Source organism: Pseudoalteromonas sp. SG43-8 (assembly GCF_014164245.1).
GTDB lineage: Bacteria > Pseudomonadota > Gammaproteobacteria > Enterobacterales > Alteromonadaceae > Pseudoalteromonas > Pseudoalteromonas distincta.
Genome location: NZ_JACJEX010000001.1, coordinates 349,666 through 368,757 on the forward strand (window position 1 = coordinate 349,666; position 19,092 = coordinate 368,757).

At 39.2% G+C, this 19,092-nt stretch carries 16 protein-coding genes and 1 riboswitch; of the genes, 9 read left to right on the forward strand and 7 right to left on the reverse strand.

The features are described 5' to 3' along the window. Positions 1-66 precede the first annotated feature (66 nt). Positions 67-624: a hypothetical protein gene (locus H5122_RS01635; RefSeq protein WP_024597393.1), complete on the reverse strand. Its 558-nt coding sequence runs from the start codon at positions 622-624 to the stop codon at positions 67-69. Positions 625-701: 77 nt separating this feature from the next. Further along, a complete protein-coding gene (gene nadK / locus H5122_RS01640; RefSeq protein ID WP_004335384.1) occupies positions 702-1,586 on the reverse strand; it encodes an NAD(+) kinase in 885 nt (294 codons plus the stop codon). A gap of 154 nt (positions 1,587-1,740) precedes the next feature. Between nadK and H5122_RS01645 the strand changes: the two genes are divergently transcribed. Together H5122_RS01645 and grpE are read left to right on the forward strand one after the other, a co-directional pair. Then, positions 1,741-2,706, forward strand: a complete 966-nt coding sequence (locus tag H5122_RS01645) for an HrcA family transcriptional regulator (protein WP_004335385.1) — start codon at positions 1,741-1,743, stop codon at positions 2,704-2,706. A gap of 58 nt (positions 2,707-2,764) precedes the next feature. Further along, on the forward strand, positions 2,765-3,376 hold the full coding sequence (gene grpE, locus H5122_RS01650) for a nucleotide exchange factor GrpE (protein WP_024597391.1): 612 nt from the start codon (positions 2,765-2,767) through the stop codon (positions 3,374-3,376). Between the two features lie 26 nt (positions 3,377-3,402). Here grpE and H5122_RS01655 read toward each other — a convergent pair whose 3' ends face one another. Further along, positions 3,403-4,605, reverse strand: coding sequence for a Bcr/CflA family multidrug efflux MFS transporter (locus H5122_RS01655; RefSeq protein ID WP_182681083.1), 1,203 nt, complete (start codon positions 4,603-4,605; stop codon positions 3,403-3,405). Between the two features lie 197 nt (positions 4,606-4,802). Here H5122_RS01655 and H5122_RS01660 point away from each other — a divergent pair, with 197 nt between their 5' ends. Further along, positions 4,803-5,600 (forward strand): M48 family metallopeptidase, encoded by a 798-nt coding sequence (locus tag H5122_RS01660; RefSeq protein WP_182681084.1) that lies wholly within the window; start codon positions 4,803-4,805, stop codon positions 5,598-5,600. A 111-nt stretch (positions 5,601-5,711) separates the two neighbouring features. Here H5122_RS01660 and H5122_RS01665 read toward each other — a convergent pair whose 3' ends face one another. The 3 genes from H5122_RS01665 to H5122_RS01675 form a co-directional block, all read right to left on the reverse strand. Continuing rightward, entirely contained in the window at positions 5,712-6,728 is a 1,017-nt protein-coding gene (locus H5122_RS01665; RefSeq protein WP_182681085.1) for an alpha/beta fold hydrolase, read from the reverse strand. Positions 6,729-6,926: 198 nt separating this feature from the next. Further along, the gene (locus H5122_RS01670) at positions 6,927-7,715 is read right to left on the reverse strand and encodes a nucleoside-binding protein (protein ID WP_182681086.1); all 789 of its coding nucleotides are present in this window, start codon (positions 7,713-7,715) and stop codon (positions 6,927-6,929) included. 132 nt (positions 7,716-7,847) lie between these two features. Next, complete coding sequence (locus tag H5122_RS01675; protein ID WP_004335396.1) at positions 7,848-9,161, reverse strand: Na+/H+ antiporter NhaC family protein; 1,314 nt, start codon at positions 9,159-9,161, stop codon at positions 7,848-7,850. Between the two features lie 354 nt (positions 9,162-9,515). Here H5122_RS01675 and dapB point away from each other — a divergent pair, with 354 nt between their 5' ends. From dapB to ribB, 6 genes are all read left to right on the forward strand, one after another. Next, positions 9,516-10,319: a 4-hydroxy-tetrahydrodipicolinate reductase gene (gene dapB, locus H5122_RS01680; RefSeq protein ID WP_182681087.1), complete on the forward strand. Its 804-nt coding sequence runs from the start codon at positions 9,516-9,518 to the stop codon at positions 10,317-10,319. Positions 10,320-10,680: 361 nt separating this feature from the next. Beyond that, complete coding sequence (gene carA / locus H5122_RS01685) at positions 10,681-11,817, forward strand: glutamine-hydrolyzing carbamoyl-phosphate synthase small subunit (RefSeq protein WP_182671684.1); 1,137 nt, start codon at positions 10,681-10,683, stop codon at positions 11,815-11,817. 16 nt (positions 11,818-11,833) lie between these two features. Beyond that, positions 11,834-15,052: a carbamoyl-phosphate synthase large subunit gene (gene carB / locus H5122_RS01690; RefSeq protein WP_182681088.1), complete on the forward strand. Its 3,219-nt coding sequence runs from the start codon at positions 11,834-11,836 to the stop codon at positions 15,050-15,052. A 48-nt stretch (positions 15,053-15,100) separates the two neighbouring features. Then, entirely contained in the window at positions 15,101-15,577 is a 477-nt protein-coding gene (gene greA / locus H5122_RS01695) for a transcription elongation factor GreA (protein WP_004335404.1), read from the forward strand. Between the two features lie 321 nt (positions 15,578-15,898). Beyond that, positions 15,899-16,957: a S66 peptidase family protein gene (locus tag H5122_RS01700; RefSeq protein ID WP_182681089.1), complete on the forward strand. Its 1,059-nt coding sequence runs from the start codon at positions 15,899-15,901 to the stop codon at positions 16,955-16,957. A 76-nt stretch (positions 16,958-17,033) separates the two neighbouring features. Beyond that, positions 17,034-17,205: riboswitch (FMN riboswitch) on the forward strand. Between the two features lie 245 nt (positions 17,206-17,450). Further along, on the forward strand, positions 17,451-18,104 hold the full coding sequence (ribB, locus tag H5122_RS01705) for a 3,4-dihydroxy-2-butanone-4-phosphate synthase (RefSeq protein ID WP_182681429.1): 654 nt from the start codon (positions 17,451-17,453) through the stop codon (positions 18,102-18,104). Between the two features lie 80 nt (positions 18,105-18,184). Here ribB and H5122_RS01710 read toward each other — a convergent pair whose 3' ends face one another. Further along, positions 18,185-18,841: a nitroreductase family protein gene (locus H5122_RS01710; RefSeq protein WP_004335410.1), complete on the reverse strand. Its 657-nt coding sequence runs from the start codon at positions 18,839-18,841 to the stop codon at positions 18,185-18,187. Positions 18,842-19,092: the final 251 nt, after the last annotated feature.

Consider the following 19,092-nt stretch of genomic DNA (forward strand, 5'->3'; position numbering starts at 1 on the left):
CCATCCAGTCAATTAACTGTTAATTTATACAGTGTTTTGGTTTTTTGCAAATTAATTTTTTATTATTTATGCAACGCTTACATCTTGAGTAAATTGTGTATCAGAAGTTTTTGGGGAGGTATCAATTTGATCATCAACAATATCAGTAGCTTGTATAATGTCTTCGGTTTTAAGTAGTCCGATAAGTGGAGGTAAAGTATTTAGGTAAAAACTCTTATTGTATAAAATTCCTTGCTGAGGTAACTCAGATACAAAGTACTGTATATTATCAATCAATGGCTGGATTATATTCGTTTGATTAGTTTTAATTAACTCGTTGGACAACGTATTAATTAGTAGGTCAGCGGTATCTTCAAGTTGTTGCAAATTCTCGTCTGTATGCGATTGCACAACAAAAAAATTATTTACAATAGCTTGAATACGAGGAACGTATTTTGGGCGAATTATTTTAGCATCAAGAAGATCATTAAGCTTTGCTTTAAGGCGTGAATTTACATGCGAAACACGTTCATTAAATAGCTTTTTTCTAGCTTCGATTGCTTTTTTGCGATTACTCTCAATTTTGAGGTAACTGTATAAAAGTGTAATTAATAGCAGTAAAGCAAAGAATACTACATAAGTCATTGCTACTCGTTCCTAAATTATTTGATTATTATTTTAAGCCGCCATTTTGCTTTATAGTACTAAATTTGGCAATAAAATTAGTACAAACGACTACCCCAATTTAGTTTTGTACGTAAAACGTTGTAGTACGAGTAATTTTTTGGATGAATTAAGCGCAATTGTTTATCCGCTTTTTTAATTACTACCTCATCGCCGGGTAATACGGCAAGCACAACATGGCTGTCGCAACTTACTTGTAAGCTATCTGTATTTTCTAGGCTTAGCTTTAAGCGTACTTCATTATCGGCATCGACCACTAAAGGTCTGCTAGATAAGGTATGAGGAAACATAGGCACTAACGATATTGCATTTAGCTCTGGCGTTAAAATTGGCCCGCCACCTGAAAGTGAATATGCCGTAGAGCCAGTAGGGGTTGATACTATTAAACCGTCAGAGCGCTGAGAAAACACAAAGTCATTATTTATAAAAGCTTCAAACTCAATCATATGCGCTACTTTATCGGCATGAAGTACCGCTTCGTTAACGGCAGAATTTGCACTCTTTAATTCGTTGTGGCGATATACTTCTACTTCTAATAAAAAACGTTTTTCTTCAAGGTACTCACCACTGAGGACTTGCTCTAAGCTCGCTTCAAACCCTTCAGGGTTTAAATCAGTTAAAAAGCCAAGGTTACCTCTATTTACTCCAATTACAGCAATGTTAAAGCGCGCAAGCACGCGTGCAGCACCAAGCATGTTACCGTCACCGCCTACAACAATAGCTAAATCGGCTTGTTCTCCTAAGTCGACTAACTTAACAAGTTTGTCATGCGGGATATCGTCTAATTGACTCCCTGTGCGTTTTTCTACTATTACCTCAAAACCAAGCGCAAGTAAAAATGTATGTAAGCGCTGAAGGGTAGCAGCGGCTCCCGGGTGATTAGGTTTGCCAATTAGGCCAATGGTATTAAAAGGAGAGTCCATAATGTACGCACAAAAAGATTTAATAATTGTAGAGTAACTCAAAACAGAAGTGTTTGAAAATACAGATTATAGCAATATTATAAACCTTCAATTTTATTCGCAGTGAGTTAACTGCACGACTTGAAAAACAACTAAACGCCCCGATATCTCTTTCATGCAACAAGATGTAGATACCATGAAACTAAACTCACGAGATCAGCAAATTTTTTCAGCTGTTATGAACATGTACTGTAATGGTGAAGGCTTGCCTGTCCCATCAACAAAAATTGCCAAGCTCAAAGGCATGGCAGTATGCTCGGCTACGGTTCGTAATGCTATGGCTCGCTTAGAAAAAGTGGGGCTATTGTATTCACCTCATACATCTGCAGGACGAGTGCCCACAAATGAAGGGTTTGATTATTGGTTTGACGAGTTTTTTCCACTCGCTGACATTGCTAATTATTGGCAACCAGAGCAATCACAACTCGTTGAACTAGCACATGGTTTGAGCCAAAAATACCAAATATGTTGTTGTGTTGGTTTACCACAAGCCAGCTCGCAGCAAGTGTTTAGAGTAGAAGTGCTTGATTTTGATTCTACCGACTGGCTTATTCTATTAATAGACAGGGCTGGGCAGAGCCACAACATTTGTATTGATAAACCTCATGATTCGTCAGACTCTGTTCGTTATCAGTTTGCAACATGGTTGAACACCGTATTTAGCCAACAAACTCTTATGGAGGGTTTGTATCGTATGCAGGCGATGGCAAATACAGCGCCTCGAAATTGTCATGATTCGCTTAATCAATGGACGCGACAACTAAGTCAAAAATTAGGCTCAGATAATAGTATTGTAGTTGGCGAAAATTACCTCTATAAACAAATCGATTGTGAGCAAAGTTTAAATATTGGTGTTTCGTTTTTAAATTATGTAGAAGATAAACTCGCTTTTAAAAACGGTGTCTCGGTACTTAATAGCGAAAAATTACCTTTTACTGAGTGTGATGAATTGATCGTAATAAGCGTGCCGTACTTTCAAAATCAAGAATACCAAAGCCGCTTTTGTATAATTTGCCCTAAATCAGCGCAAATCGAAGAAATAATTCGAGAATTTAAATTAATTGAGGCATCTAACTCTTGAATCTTTTTATTCAATCCCCATAATTACCGCAGTTGTAAAGAATTGGAGCACGTATTTTATGTCTGAGCAGACACAAAACCCTGAGCAAGAAGTAGAATTAAACGAAGAAATTTCTAAAATGCAGGCTGATGTAGAAGCAGCAGTAGAAGCCGCTGATCAACATGCAGAAGAAGAGCAAAGCCCTGAAGCAGAAATAGCTATGCTATATGCAGAGCTTGAAGCTGCTAAACAAACTATTGCTGATCAAAAAGATGGTGTTGTTCGTGCTGCAGCAGACGTAGACAACATTCGTCGTCGTGCAGCACAAGATGTAGAAAAAGCGCATAAGTTTGCACTAGAAAAATTTGCTAACGAATTACTACCTGTAATTGATAATCTTGAGCGTGCTATTGAGTTTTCTGATAAAGAAAATGAGACTCTAAAGCCGTTGCTTGAAGGTATCGATATGACAGTTAAAAGCTTTAACGATGCTGTTGCAAAGTTTGGTGTTGAAATTGTAAACCCACAAGGTGAGCAGTTTAATCCAGATTTTCATCAAGCAATGTCAATTCAACCAAGTAACGATGTAACACCTAATACAGTACTTGCTGTTATGCAAAAAGGTTACACATTGAATGGTCGTTTATTACGCCCTGCAATGGTTATGGTTTCTAAAGCTGCTGATGCTTAATTGAATTATTAGTTTTAAAAAATGCCTCATATTGAGGCATTTTTTTTGTCTTTTTTATAGTGAATTAACTGTACGAGCATAGTAAGCAAAACCGCGGTAAACATTAGACTTGAAAATGGCACTGCGCTTTTTGCATGCATAATAGCGAGTAGTGGGCCAACTAATGCGCCACTGCCAAAACGAAGTGTGCCAATTACGGCCGTTGCCGTGCCTGTGTTTTTTTCAAACTTCATTAATATTAGCGAGTCAGCATTACTTGCAGTGACGCCTAAGCTCATCATTAATGGCGCAATAGCAGCCACAATATAATAAAGTGATAAATGCAATAAGCTAAATGTTAACAAAGCCAGCCCCGATACAAATCCAAATGTAAGCCCAATATAGAGCATTTTTCGAGAGCCCAGCCTTGGTACAATTCGCGTATTTAAAAAGTTACCAAACATCAGCGCCATTACGTTAAAGGCAAATAACACACCAAATAACTGTTCTGACACTTCATATAAATCTAAATAAATAAATGGTACTGAGGTCAAAAAGCAAAAAAATCCAAACGATACAAACATAGAACTGAGTATGTCGGCACGTGCATCTTTATTACTGAGTACTGTTTTATAGCTATCAAAAAATAGAGCGAGACCCTTTTTTTCATTTTTGTGAATAGGAATATCAATTAGATACACTTGCACTAACGCCAATATTAAAAAGCTATATCCAGCAAGAACCAAGAATATTGTTGACCAAACAGAAAATCCTAAAATAAACGAACCAACAGAGGGGGCAACTAACGGTGCTACCATCATGATCATCGATACATATGACATTCCTTTAGCTGTATTTTGCTGATAAATATGGCGAATAATACCCGGTACTACTACCGTTGCTGCCGCTCCCGTAAATGCTTGCACTGCTCTAAGAGTCCAAAAAGCATGGATTTCGGTGGTAAATGCCAGTGCAAGTGAGCTTGCACCAAATAAGGTTAAGCCGATACGTGCAAGCTTACGGCGGCCAATTTGATCGGCAATGGGGCCAAAAAATAGCATCCCTAATGAATAGCCTGCTAAGTAAATACTCAACGATATTTGTACATTGGGCATATTAGTGTGTAAATCGTTTGCAATTACCAGCATGGCAGGTAAGTACATATCTATCGCCAATGGCGTAATCGCCACTATACTGGCTAATAAAGGCAATAAAATACGGGTATTAAAAGACGAGGCTGAGGCGTCCATGTGTAAACTCAACAATCACTAAAAACAAGGGTTATAGTGTAACAGGGCATTGTATTTGGATAAACTTAGTTTGCCCGCTAAGTTTATCGTCATATTGCTTTTTTTTAATATAACGGTACATAAAGCAAATATTTTAAATTGGTACTGTGTTTGCTATTCTACAAGCAATAAAAAATTCATTACTTAAGAGAATTATCATGAAAAAACTAGTACTTGCAGTATTAGCGACAGCCGTTTTAGCCGGTTGTAAAACGTCACCAACAGGACGTACTCAAATAGCGCTTTACTCAGATCAACAAATGAGTGAAATGGGCACAGCTAGCTTTGCCGAAATGAAAGCATCTCAGCCAATAAATAAAGACGCTAAAACAAATTCTTATGTAAATTGTATTGCTGAAAAAGTAGTGGCTGTATTACCAAAAGAATACGCGTCGCAAAATTGGGAAGTAGTGGTATTTGAAGATGAATCTGCTAACGCTTTTGCACTACCTGGGGGTTATATTGGGGTTCATACGGGCTTATTAAAAATAGCCACCAATCAAGACCAACTAGCAACAGTACTAGGGCACGAAGTAGGGCACGTAATTGCTGAGCATTCTAATGAGCGTGTTTCACAAAGCTCTATTTTAGATACCGGTATGCAGCTTGGTAGTGCTGCACTTGAAATGGGTAATATTCAATACCGTAACGAAATTATGCAAGGCTTAGGTTTGGGCGCACAATATGGAGTTGTTTTACCATTTAGCCGCTCTCACGAATCAGAAGCCGATACTATAGGTCTGGATTTAATGGCACAGGCGGGTTTTAATCCACAAGAGTCGGTTACACTTTGGGAAAATATGAGTGCAGCGGGCAGCGGTACAACCCCTGAGTTTTTATCTACTCACCCAGCGCCAAGTAACCGTATTAAAAATTTACAAGCGCAAATGAGTAAAGCACTTAGCGAGCAAGGCACTGCTAAAGCACAGGGTAAAAACCCACAATGCACACTGTAGTTAAGCGCTTTACTATTTGAAGTAGTGTACGTTTAGTATTAATGCGTAATTAAAATAAAACCCCTGTAAGTATTTTACCTACAGGGGTTTTATTTTAGTTTTTAAGCGTGGTTATTCAGCAGCAAGTGCTTGTTTAAATACATTTTTAAAGCGTTCGAAATCTTCAATGTGCGGCAGGTGCCCTAAATTATCCAGTTCAAATAATTGTGCGTCAGGGATAAGTGTTGCAGCGTGTTTGCCTAATTTATCATATCGACCAAGCTCGTAATCAACACCGTCTTTTTTCCAGTTACGGCCAGGGCCGGTTCTATCGCGTGTACCAATAATTAATTTAACCGGTACAGTTAAATCTTTAAATTCGGTTATTACAGGTTGAGTGAAAATCATATCGTATGTTTTTGCGTTTACCCATGCCATTTGTTCTTTATCCGGGCCTTGTATTTGCCCTGTTATAAAGTCGGTTAAGGCTGAATATGTGGCATTCCACTTACCATCGTAGTAATTTTTTTGTTGGTATTTTCTTACGCCTTCTGGCGTTTTTGAAAATTCGTTTTTATAGAAAAAATTGGTATCTTTGTAATCAACATACTGCAGGTAGTTTTCAAGCCCAATAGGGTTAAGTAAAATTAATTTACTTGTTGTGTTTGGGTACATTAATGCAAAACGACTCGCTAGCATCCCACCCATAGAGTGCCCTAATACAATTGACTCTTTTATATTAAGTGAGTCCATTAACGCATGAGTATGATGAGCAAGAGCCGCAAATGAATACTGGTAATTAGTTGGTTTAGATGATTTTCCAAAACCAATTTGATCAGGAATTAATACGCCGTAGCCTAAAGATTGCAGGTATTGCGCAGTGGTAGTCCAGTAATCTGCATTAAAATTTTTGCCGTGCATAAGCGTCACTGTAGGCATGTCGGATTTGGTAGGCTTTAAGTAAATATAGGCCATTTTAAGAGACTGTTTTTGTGACTCAATGTTAAAGTAATTTACTTTAAAGTCGTACTGGTAACTGCTTAAAAGCGCATCATAAGAAAGTGAAGAGGTATCTTGCGTTGTGCTCGCTAATGCATTGTTTGTTAATAACAATAAAGTAGAAAAGCAAATAACTTTAATCGACGACATTTGGTTACTCCAATTAAGGACAAATAATATGAGCTCTAATATATAAAACTCAGAATAATTCATTATAGTAACCAAACATTAAGTACTATTCAATTGAGGCTTTGTCATGCTCAACGTTGTTTAATTTGGAGATGAAAAAAGCGAAGCTAAAAGAGAGCTTCGCTTATTAATGTAGGGTAAAAGAAGTATCGTTAAAGCTTAAAACGTCCACTCAATATGGATTTGTGGCACTGACTCAGTGACTTCAGTACCTAGTTTATTGTGCCAGTATTGTAATTCCATACCCAACAGTAGTGTGTTTTCTTTCATTTGAAGAGCGTGGCCCATATCCCATACTAAAATAGGCTGTGCGAGGATCCACGCCTCTACATCGTTACCAAATTCATCTTCACGTTCTGCAATGTATTCAGCGTGGCCTTTAAAGCTAAATTTTTGTGAGCCAATAGTGAAAGGGTATTCAAAGGCAACATCAAGCATCCAGCTATTTGTTTCAATAGGAGCCCCGCCTTTTGCTACACCTTCACTATCGTCAATGTAAGCTGTGAATAGCGTTTGAAAAAAGTTAAACCCAGGTACATCCCAGCTTAATTTAACACCAGGCAAGTATTTCATTACTTTAGCGTCGCCAGCAACGTTAATACCACCGGTAAGGCCCACATCTAATAATGCGCCTGCGCCAATTTTTTCGCCGCTAATGGCCGATAAGCTTACCGTTGAATACCACTCACCATAAAAATCAGCATCTTGGTAACCATCATCGGTATCGTCTTTACTGTAATCGATAAAAAAGAAGTTATCGCCATAATCGTAACCCGATGCATGTTGAACCGAGTAAACAGTGGTGTTTGACTCTTGCTCAGTGAATGGGTTTTTTTGGTCGCCATTATTAATATGTAGTGCTGTGCTGCTCCAATTAGCCGCAAAAGCAGAAGACGATAAAACAATTGATGTAAAAGTAACGAGAGGAAGTAATTTTTTAAATTTCATATCTGTATTTAACTATAATTTTAGTGACACGCGAAGGCGCGCATTATAGCAAAAGTGATTGGTATGTAGAGTATTATTTTAACATATGTTGCAGCTTACTTATTAAGCTGCAACATAGTGTCGGTGTTTAAACTATGCTTTATTACGGCGTAAGCAAATAACTGCAATGGCTGTAAATGCTAAAATAAAGCAGTAATAAGAAGACGTTGATACTTCCCACGGGCTAATTTTAAACGTAGCACCTAATAACAATGCTTGGGCACCGTATGGCAATGAACCCTGTGTAACACAGGCAAATATATCAAGTAAACTGGCAGAGCGTTTACCGCTTATTTCACCGTCATCTGCTAGCTTTTTAGCAATAGGACCGGCCACAATAATAGACACTGTGTTATTAGCAATACATACATTACTTGTTAAAACTAACGCAGCGATACCTAATTGATCTGCCACTTTACGGTGCCATTTTGCAATGATTTTAGTAATCGCTTGAATTTTTTGAGCAATGTAATCAAGACCACCGTTAATACGAATAAATTCAGATAAGCCACCAATAAACATAGAAAGTAAAAATATTTCCTGCATATCAGTAAAGCCTTTGTAAATGTCTTTTACAAAGCTTGCGCCTTCGTAACTTCCTGTAAAGCCCATTAATGCGGCAAAAATAATACCGCTAAATAACACGACAAATACGTTCAAGCCAGCAACTGCTAACACTAAAATAAAGGCATAAGGAAGTACTAACCAAATATCATAGTCTTTAGTTTCAACTACTTGTGCAGCAGGTGTTAAATAAAACAACAGGGCGATTGTTAGAATGGCTGCAGGGACTGCAATTTTAAGATTTTCTTTAAACTTGTCTTTCATTTCACAGCCCTGCGTGCGCGTAGCTGCAATAGTGGTGTCTGAAATAATAGATAAGTTATCGCCAAACATAGCGCCAGATACAATCGTACCTGCCATTAATGCTGGGTCTATACCTGTTTTAATTGATACCGCATAAGCGATAGGGCCAATGGCGCCAATCGTACCCATTGACGTTCCCATTGCAGTAGAAACAACGGCCGCAATTAAAAACAAACCAGGGAGCAATAACGAAGGTGGAATAAGTGATAAGCCTGCATTTACTACCGCATCTACTCCACCGGTTGCACTTGCCACAGCCGAAAAGGCACCTGCAAGTAAGTAGATTAAACACATGGTAATAATATTGTTGTGTCCGGCACCTTTAATAAAGGTCTCTACACATTGGTTTACCGTGCCTTTATTTAAAATAAACGCAAGCATGATGGCGGGCAATATAGCAACAGGTGCAGGTAGTTGGTAAAAAGCATAATCAACCCCTTGCGATTGCAAATACAAACCTGAGCCTAAAAATAGCGCTACAAAGGTAAGTAGGGGAAGTAAAGAAAGTATTGCTTTGTTTTTATTAAATGATGGCTGCATCATAATCCTCATAACCAGTAAAATTTATCACAGCCAAAACTCCTCTTTTAGCTGAATTTAGCAGTACAACTTTTTATTTTAAAAAGTTGTTAGCCGCAGCGTCCGCAAGCCAAAGACCAAATCGACGCGAAAGAGAAGTTTAAATGTATAGATGGCTAAAGTAAACTGGTATTGTTATTATTATTAAATTAAAAGGTCACCTGACTATTGCATGACTTTTAGATAATATCTATAAAGCAACGCGATTTTCAGCGATTAATATTTATCCAACTGCATAAAAATACCCACCTGCGTATTTTGTAATGCCCGGATATATGGCTAATAAACGGATTCAAATTAAATTAGGTAAAAACCATGACTACAAATCGAATAGGTGTTTTTGGTGCTAACGGCAGAATGGGCTTAGCCCTATTAGAAGCCGCGACAATTAAAGAGCAAACACAACTTACAGGCGCATATGTTCGTAGTGGTTCATCGCTATTGGGCATTAATGTAAATCAAGTAAATAGCGCAGCCGATAACAGTGTTAGCTTTAGCGACGAAAGTACAATAGATGATGTAGATGTTTTAATCGACTTTACGCTGCCAGCGGGTATGAAAAACCATTTAAAAACAGCTGTTGCACAAAAAATTCCTATGGTGATTGGCACAACAGGTTTAACAAATGATGATATGGCGCTATTACACGATGCCGCTAAACATATCCCTATTGTATTTGCGCGAAATTACAGCGTAGGTGTCAATGTATTACTTAACCTTGTGCAAACTGCAGCGACTAAATTTGGTGACGATTTAGATATCGAAATATTTGAAGCGCATCACCGTCATAAAATAGATGCACCATCGGGTACTGCACTGGCAATAGGTGAGTCAATCGCGCAAGCGAAAGGCTGGGATCACGACGAGGTTGCGGTATATGACCGAAGCCAAATAGAAACAGCGAAATCTCAAAATGAGATTGGTTATTCTGTCTTAAGAGGGGGCGATATAGTAGGTGAACATACCGCATACTTCGCTACAATGGGCGAAAGGCTTGAATTAACACATAAAGCAAGTTCGAGAATGACGTTCGCTATAGGTGCTATAAGGGCTGCAAGCTGGTTGAAAAATAAACCTGCTGGACTTTATGGTATGCAAGATGTGCTAGATCTTAAGTAGTTTAGTTACTATTTTAACTGTTTGGGTCTAATTTCACCTACAGTGACTTATTTGTAACAATTAACCAAATAATGTTAGACCTAAATAGCAACTTCATGTAATATGCAGCCAATTTGCCAAAAATTACTAAATGCGTGTTTCCAATTATACCCAAGTGGCTAGTAAATCCAGGGTTTCAGTGGGAATGAAAATAGTTTTAGGCAAGAAAAATGATTGAAGGTTGAATGCTTTACATCTGCATCATTTAAGACTGCGTAAAACAATTTAAGCTCACAAAAATCTGGTTTTGACGATCCCTCTGGGTATTGGCGGGGTGTTAAGCAATTGCTTACTCCCGTTTTTTACTGTTAGGAGGTTTAACTTGACTAAATCCGCTCTGTTAGTCCTAGAAGACGGCACAGTGTTTCGCGGTACTGCAATCGGCGCTGACGGCATGTCAGTCGGTGAAGTGGTATTCAATACGTCTATGACTGGTTATCAAGAAATTTTGACTGATCCATCATACGCGGAACAAATTGTAACTTTGACGTACCCACATATCGGTAATACGGGTACCAACAGCGAAGACGAAGAAGCGAATCAAATTTGGGCTAAAGGCCTAGTGATCCGTGATTTGCCACTGCTAGCAAGTAACTTTCGTAACGAGCAATCGTTAGATGATTACTTAAAAGAACGTAATATTTTAGGTATTGCGGACATCGACACCAGAAAGCTAACTCGAATTTTGCGTGATAAAGGCGCACAAAACGGGTGTATTGTTGCCGGTGACGAGCTAGACGAAAATAAAGCGTTACAAGCCGCGCAAGCCTTCCCAGGTTTAAAAGGTATGGATTTAGCAAAAGTTGTCTCAACCAAGGAAAATTTTGAGTGGCGCGAATCAAGCTGGACATTAGGTGAAGGATTTAAAACCCTTGACGCTGCTGATGAAAAGTTTCATGTTGTTGCCTACGACTTCGGTGTAAAACGTAATATTTTACGTATGCTTGTAGACCGTGGTTGTAAACTTACAGTAGTACCAGCGCAAACTTCAGCCGCTGACGTACTTGCTTTAAACCCTGATGGTATCTTCCTATCTAATGGCCCTGGTGATCCTGAGCCATGTACTTACGCTATTGAAGCCATTCAAGCCTTTTTAGAAACCGACACACCTATTTTTGGTATCTGTTTAGGTCATCAGTTATTAGCTCTTGCCTCAGGTGCTAAAACAGAAAAAATGAAATTTGGCCACCACGGTGGTAACCACCCAGTTAAAGACCTAGACCGTAATGTAGTTATGATCACAGCTCAAAACCATGGTTTTGCAGCTCAAGAATCAAGCCTACCAAGTACGCTTCGTGCCACGCATAAATCGTTATTTGATGGAACGCTTCAAGGTATTCATCGTACTGATAAACCTGCGTTTAGCTTCCAGGGACACCCTGAAGCAAGTCCAGGTCCACACGATGCAGCACCATTATTTGACCACTTCATCGATTTGATGCAAGCGCGTAATCACTAATTTAACTGGAGTAATAATGCCAAAACGTACCGACATAAAAAGCATTCTTATCTTAGGCGCAGGCCCAATTGTAATTGGTCAAGCTTGTGAATTTGACTACTCTGGTGCTCAAGCGTGTAAAGCACTTAGAGAAGAAGGCTATAGAGTTATATTAGTTAACTCAAACCCTGCAACTATCATGACCGATCCTGAAATGGCCGATGCTACCTATATCGAACCAATTCACTGGGAAGTGGTAGAAAAAATTATTGAAAAAGAAAAGCCTGATGCAGTACTGCCTACAATGGGTGGTCAAACAGCATTAAACTGTGCACTTGATTTAGACAAGCACGGTGTATTGGCTAAGCATGGCGTTGAGCTAATTGGCGCAACGGCGGATGCAATCGACAAAGCAGAAAACCGTGAACGCTTTGACGTAGCAATGAAAAACATTGGCCTTGAATGTCCTCGTGCTGAAATTGCTCACTCAATGGAAGAAGCTAAAGATACAATGAGCCGAATTGGCTTACCATGTATCATTCGTCCTTCTTTCACCATGGGTGGCACCGGTGGCGGTGTTGCTTACAACATGGAAGAGTTTGAAGAAATTTGTGAGCGCGGTTTAGACTTATCGCCAACAAACGAATTATTGATTGATGAATCACTGATTGGTTGGAAAGAGTACGAAACAGAAGTTGTACGTGATAAAAACGATAACTGTATTATTGTTTGTACCATTGAAAACTTTGACCCTATGGGTGTTCACACTGGCGATTCAATCACTGTTGCACCAGCGCAAACGCTAACCGACAAAGAATACCAAATTATGCGTAACGCCTCTATGGCGGTATTACGTGAAATTGGTGTAGAAACTGGCGGTTCTAACGTGCAGTTTGGTATTAATCCTGAAGATGGCCGTATGGTTATCATTGAGATGAACCCACGCGTATCACGTTCATCTGCACTTGCATCAAAAGCAACGGGTTTCCCAATTGCTAAAATTGCTGCAAAGCTAGCAGTAGGTTACACGCTTGACGAGCTTCAAAACGATATTACTGGCGGTAAAACTCCAGCGTCTTTTGAGCCTTCAATCGATTACGTTGTAACAAAAATTCCTCGCTTTAACTTTGAAAAATTTGCCGGTGCTAACGATCGCTTAACTACGCAAATGAAATCAGTTGGCGAAGTAATGGCGATTGGTCGTAACCAACAAGAATCATTACACAAAGCATTACGTGGTCTTGAAGTGGGCGCAACAGGTTTTAACCCAATAGTTGCACTTGATGACCCTAAAGCTAAAGAAAAAATCATTCGCGAATTACGCGAGCCAGGTGCTGAGCGTATCTGGTACATTGCCGATGCAATGCGCCATGGTATGAGCGTTGATGACGTTTATGAGCTGACTAAAGTTAATCGCTGGTTCTTAGTACAAATAGAAGATATTTTAAAAGACGAAGCAAAAATTAGTGAAGTAGGTATGGCTGGTTTAAATGCCGACTTCCTACGTAAACTTAAACGCAAAGGTTTCGCAGACCCACGTATAGCTGAAATTGCTGGTGTATCTGAAGCCGAAATTCGTAAAAAACGTCATCTATTAAACATCGTGCCAGTATACAAGCGTGTTGATACGTGCGCCGCAGAATTTAGCTCAGATACAGCTTACATGTACTCATCTTACGATGAAGAGTGTGAAGCAAACCCAACAGATAAAGACAAAATAATGGTTATTGGTGGCGGTCCTAACCGTATCGGCCAAGGTATTGAATTTGATTACTGTTGTGTACATGCTTCGCTTGCGCTTCGCGAAGACGGCTATGAAACCATCATGGTTAACTGTAACCCTGAAACGGTTTCTACCGATTACGATACATCTGATAGACTATACTTTGAGCCAATTACACTTGAAGACGTACTCGAAATCGTACGTGTTGAAAAGCCAAAAGGCGTTATCGTGCAGTACGGTGGTCAAACACCACTTAAATTAGCACGTGAGCTTGAAGCGAATGGCGTTCCAGTAATTGGTACTTCACCTGATGCGATTGACCGTGCAGAAGATCGCGAACGTTTCCAACAACTTGTTGAGCGTCTGAACTTACTTCAGCCAGAAAATGCAACAGTAACTTCAACTGAAGAAGCACTACTTAAATCAGTTGAAATTGGTTTCCCACTCGTTGTACGTCCGTCGTATGTACTAGGTGGTCGTGCAATGGAAATTGTATACGATGAAGACGATTTACGTCGCTACATGACCGAAGCTGTATCTGCATCAAACGAAGCACCTGTATTACTGGACCGTTTCTTAGATAACGCAATTGAAGTTGACGTTGACGCGATTTGCGACGGCGAGCAAGTAATTATTGGCGGTATCATGGAGCACATTGAGCAAGCCGGTGTTCACTCTGGTGACTCAGCATGTTCATTACCAGCACATTCTTTATCGCAAGAAGTGCAAGATGTAATGCGCAAGCAAGTAACCGATATGGCGCTTGAGCTTGGTGTTGTTGGCTTAATGAATACACAGTTTGCTGTAAAAGATGGCAAAGTGTACTTAATTGAAGTTAACCCGCGTGCCGCACGTACTGTACCGTTTGTATCAAAAGCAACCGGTGTAGCGCTTGCAAAAGTGGCGGCTCGTTGTATGGCGGGTCAGTCTTTGGCAAGCCAAGGTATCACGAAAGAAGTGATCCCTCCTTATTACAGCGTTAAAGAAGTTGTTTTACCATTTGCTAAGTTTCAGGGTGTGGATCCAATTCGTGGCCCTGAGATGCGCTCAACGGGTGAAGTGATGGGTGTTGGTGATACTTTCGCCGAAGCATTCGCAAAAGCACAATTAGGTGCAAGCAACACTTTACCACGCGGTGGTCGCGCGTTATTATCTGTTCGTAATAGCGATAAGCCACGCATTGTTGAATTAGCCAAGATTATGACCGACTTAGGTTTTGAACTTGACGCAACGGGTGGCACGGCACAAGCTCTTGAAGAAGCTGGCATTGAAGTACGACGTGTAAACAAAGTATATGAAGGCCGCCCGCATATTCTTGATTATATCAAGAATAAAGAGTACAGCTATATCGTTAATACCACCGAAGGTCGCCAAGCGATCGAAGATTCGAAGGTGTTACGTCGTGGTGCATTGCAAAATAAAACCAACTATACGACAACCTTGAACGCGGCTTTTGCTAACTGTACTGCTAACAAAGCAGATGACCGTAGTAAAGTAACGTCAGTTCAAGAGCTACACCTGCGATTGAACTAAGGAAATGTGCCAAGGCCAACTAGGGCCTTGGTGTTAAGTGAGAAAAGTATGCAATCAATTCCGATGACAGTTCGTGGCGCAGACTTACTGCGCAAAGAGCTTAACGAATTAAAAACAGTTACCCGTCCAAAAATTATCGCCGACATTGCTGTTGCGCGTGAACACGGTGACTTAAAAGAAAACGCTGAGTACCACGCTGCACGTGAGCAACAGGGTTTTTGTGAAGGTCGTATTCAAGAAATTGAAGCTAAACTTTCAAATGTTCAGATAATCGACGTAACTAAAATGCCAAATACGGGCAAAGTTATTTTTGGTACTACCGTAACTATAGTAAATGTAGATACGGATGCTGAAGTAAAATACCGTATTGTAGGCGATGATGAAGCAGATATTAAAAACAACTTAATTTCTGTTAATTCACCGATTGCACGTGGCTTAATTGGTAAACAAGTAGACGATGCAGTGTCTATCCAAACGCCAAAAGGTATCGTTGAGTACGAAATCATTGAAGTTGAGTATCTTTAACGCATAACTCACTTTAACGTTTTAAATAAAAACCGATGTATTTACATCGGTTTTTTTATGCCTTAAATAAATCACTATACTGATAAGGGTATTCATATTGCATAAAGAGTAAGCATGATGATATAGGTACATAATCACTTTATACCAATCTGCTTATATATGGGGTCTATTTAACGTTAAGAAAATTACGCTAGAACTAGGCAAAAGTTTTAATATCTAGTTGTTCTAAATAAAAAACTTTTAACGACGTTATAGTGCAATTTAATTCGTTAAATTGATCAAAGATTTATGCAGGTTGGTATTATTAAAAAGGAACACTCAATGGCTAATATACTTTACCCAGCGCCTTTAAAAGTAGGCTCTAAAATTGCTATTTGCTCGCTTTCATCTGGGCTAAAAGAAAAGTATCACGGACGATTAGATATTGTTATAAATGGACTAAAACAACGAGGGTATAATGTTGTTGAAGGCGAGTTTTTACGTCAAAACAAACCACGTGAACAGCTTAATGCTAAAGCGCATGCTAAGCAGCTAATGGGTTTTTTATTAGATGATGAAATAGATGCGATTATGCCGCCAATGGGTGGTGAGCTGGCAATGGAAATACTGCCACTACTTGATTTTAACGCCATTAAAGAAGCAAAGCCTAAGTGGTTAGTTGGTTTTTCTGATGTGAGTACTATTGCATGTGCACTCACTGCTAAGTGCCAATGGGCAACCCTTCACTGCGCTAATCTTATGCAGTTACACCCAGATGAAAAAAATCCGTATAGCCTACAAATATTTGAAACTCTGACCTACGAAGCCGGTAGTAAATTTGAGCAAGGTCCTTCTTCTTTATACCAAAAAAATAAGCCTAATTACGCTCAAAACCCGAACGAATTACTCAGCCCGAGTGAGCCTACAAACTGGCAATGTTTAAACTACACAGATAAACGTACCATAGAAATGTCTGGTCGGTTATTTGGTGGGTGTTTAGATACCGTAGGTTTATTGCTCGACTCGCCATTTTTAGCGCTGCATGAGTTTAAAAAGAACAGTGCGCCCGAAGGGCTTATTTTATACCTTGAAAACTCGGAACTTACACCTACAACCGTTGCACGATTTTTACTGTCATTAAAATTAGCTGGCATATTTGACGACATTAATGGTTTGGTTTTAGGGCGAAGTGAAATTACTCAAAGTCATTATGATGCCTTTGACTATCGACATGCGCTTGATGTAGCACTGGGTGGGTGTTTATTCCCAGTCATTTTTGATGCTGACATAGGGCATGTTCAACCTAACTTAAATTTAGTTAACGGCGCTACGTGTACGCTTATTGCTGATATAAATGAAGGTATAGTAAACAGTGCATCGTTAAATATTCAACTTTCATAGTTTTTATCGCATTTAGTTTTGAAAAACAAATAAATACAAGCGTATAATATGCCTACAGTAAGTGCAAATGCTTACTGTAAATTCTCAGGGCGGGGTGAAATTCCCCACCGGCGGTATATTTAATGTTTTTTATGACTTAAACGAGCCCGCGAGCGCTTTATTTAACTTATTTTAGGTTAAGTAAAGGTCAAGCAGATCTGGTGAGATGCCAGAGCCGACGGTTACAGTCCGGATGAAAGAGAATATGGCTTATTATACTAAAACCAATTTTGTTAAAGACATGATCCTTGTATCGCATTAAGTGAGCTATTTTCTTAGCGCTATAATTAGTCACTAATTTAATGTTATTGGTATAACAGTGTGCGCTGCATTTTGCTGCGTGCTTTTTGTTATTTTATTTAAGCTATTTTGGTAGTGATCGCTTTAAATTTAAGTGATGTATTACTGATCCTTTCACAGTCCTGAATCTATTATTTTTATTTGGAATATAATGATGATTCAGTCTCTACTTACTCAATTCGGCGAAAGCCATACCCGCGTTCAAAGCGCAATCACTGCACTACAGCAAGGCCAAGGCGTACTTGTTGTTGATGATGAAAACCGTGAAAATGAAGGCGACTTTGTTTTTTCAGCTGAGCATTTAACGACTTCTCAAATGGCCGAAATGATCCGCGAAGGCAGCGGTATTGTTTGTTTATGCATGGGGGAGGAGCGCATTAAACAGCTCGACTTACCGCAAATGGTAGCTAACAATACGAGTCAAAATAACACCGCTTATACAGTCACTATTGAAGCTAAGCATGGTGTTACAACAGGTGTGTCTGCTGCTGATAGAGTAACTACTATAAAAGCAGCGACAGCGGATAATGCAAAACCAAGTGATTTATCGCGCCCAGGGCATGTATTTGGTTTAAAGGCACAAACGGGTGGCGTATTAGTGCGTCGCGGTCATACCGAAGCAACCGTTGATTTAATGCAACTTGCCGGCTTAAAACCATTTGGCGTAATTTGCGAGCTAACAAATCCTGATGGCTCAATGGCGCGCTTACCTGAGGTGAGTGATTATGCTAATAAACATAATATGACCGTTGTTTCTATTGAAGATTTAGTGCAATACATTCAGGCTGCACAGCGCAAAGTAAGTTAAACTGCTTTAAAGCAAAAAAACCACTTATTTAAATAAGTGGTTTTTTAATATTGTTATCATTTAAGTTTATAACGTATTACTTATAAAACCTGAATAACTTGCTCTTTTGCTAAGCGAGATTTAGGTAATTTAGCATTATAATCTTCAGCGCTATCATGATAGCCAAGTACTAATGCCACGTCGCATACGTAACCATCAAGTTCTTTTTCAAAGACTTCGCCAATCAGCTCGGCATCTACGCCTTCCATTGGGGTTGAATCAATGCCTAAACGTGCAGCGGCATGCATAGTGTTACCCAGTGCAATGTAAGTTTGTGCTTTAGTCCACTCTTCATTAACGCCTTGCTCATCAGTATTCATATCAACAAACGCATAAGCACCAAAAGCTTGTTCGCGATTTTCTGCTTTAGTACGGCCATTTTTAATATCTGCATCAATAACTTGTGCGTAGTCATCGCGGGTATATTTAGGATTGTGAGCGAACAATATTATATGCGAAGCTGTTTTAATATGTGGCTGGTTAAACGCAAATTTATTAGCAAATGTACTATGCATACGCTCTTTAGCCTCATCTGATTCAATTACGATGAATTTCCAAGGCTGCGAGTTAATAGATGATGGAGATAGGCGCATAGCTTCGTAAATAACGGCTAAATCGTCTTGAGATACACGTTTCGTTGCATCGTAACGTTTTGCTGTGTAACGCTTTTCTAAGTCATTAATAATAGGGTGAGTCATTAGTTTCTCCATTGAGTAGGTGTTTTACCAGTATTTACTATGTTGAGTCAGTTTTAGTAAAAACAAACCCTTTTAAAAATTTATTACAAAAATAATATCGTGTTTTTAAATCACTCTAATTATTTAATTCAATTGATATCTACGTAAAGTAAAGCCTATCAATATAGCTAGGTACGGATAGTAGTGGGTTATTACAATATGATAAACAGGTATATGGTTGAATCATTATCAAATATTATTAGGTAATAGTT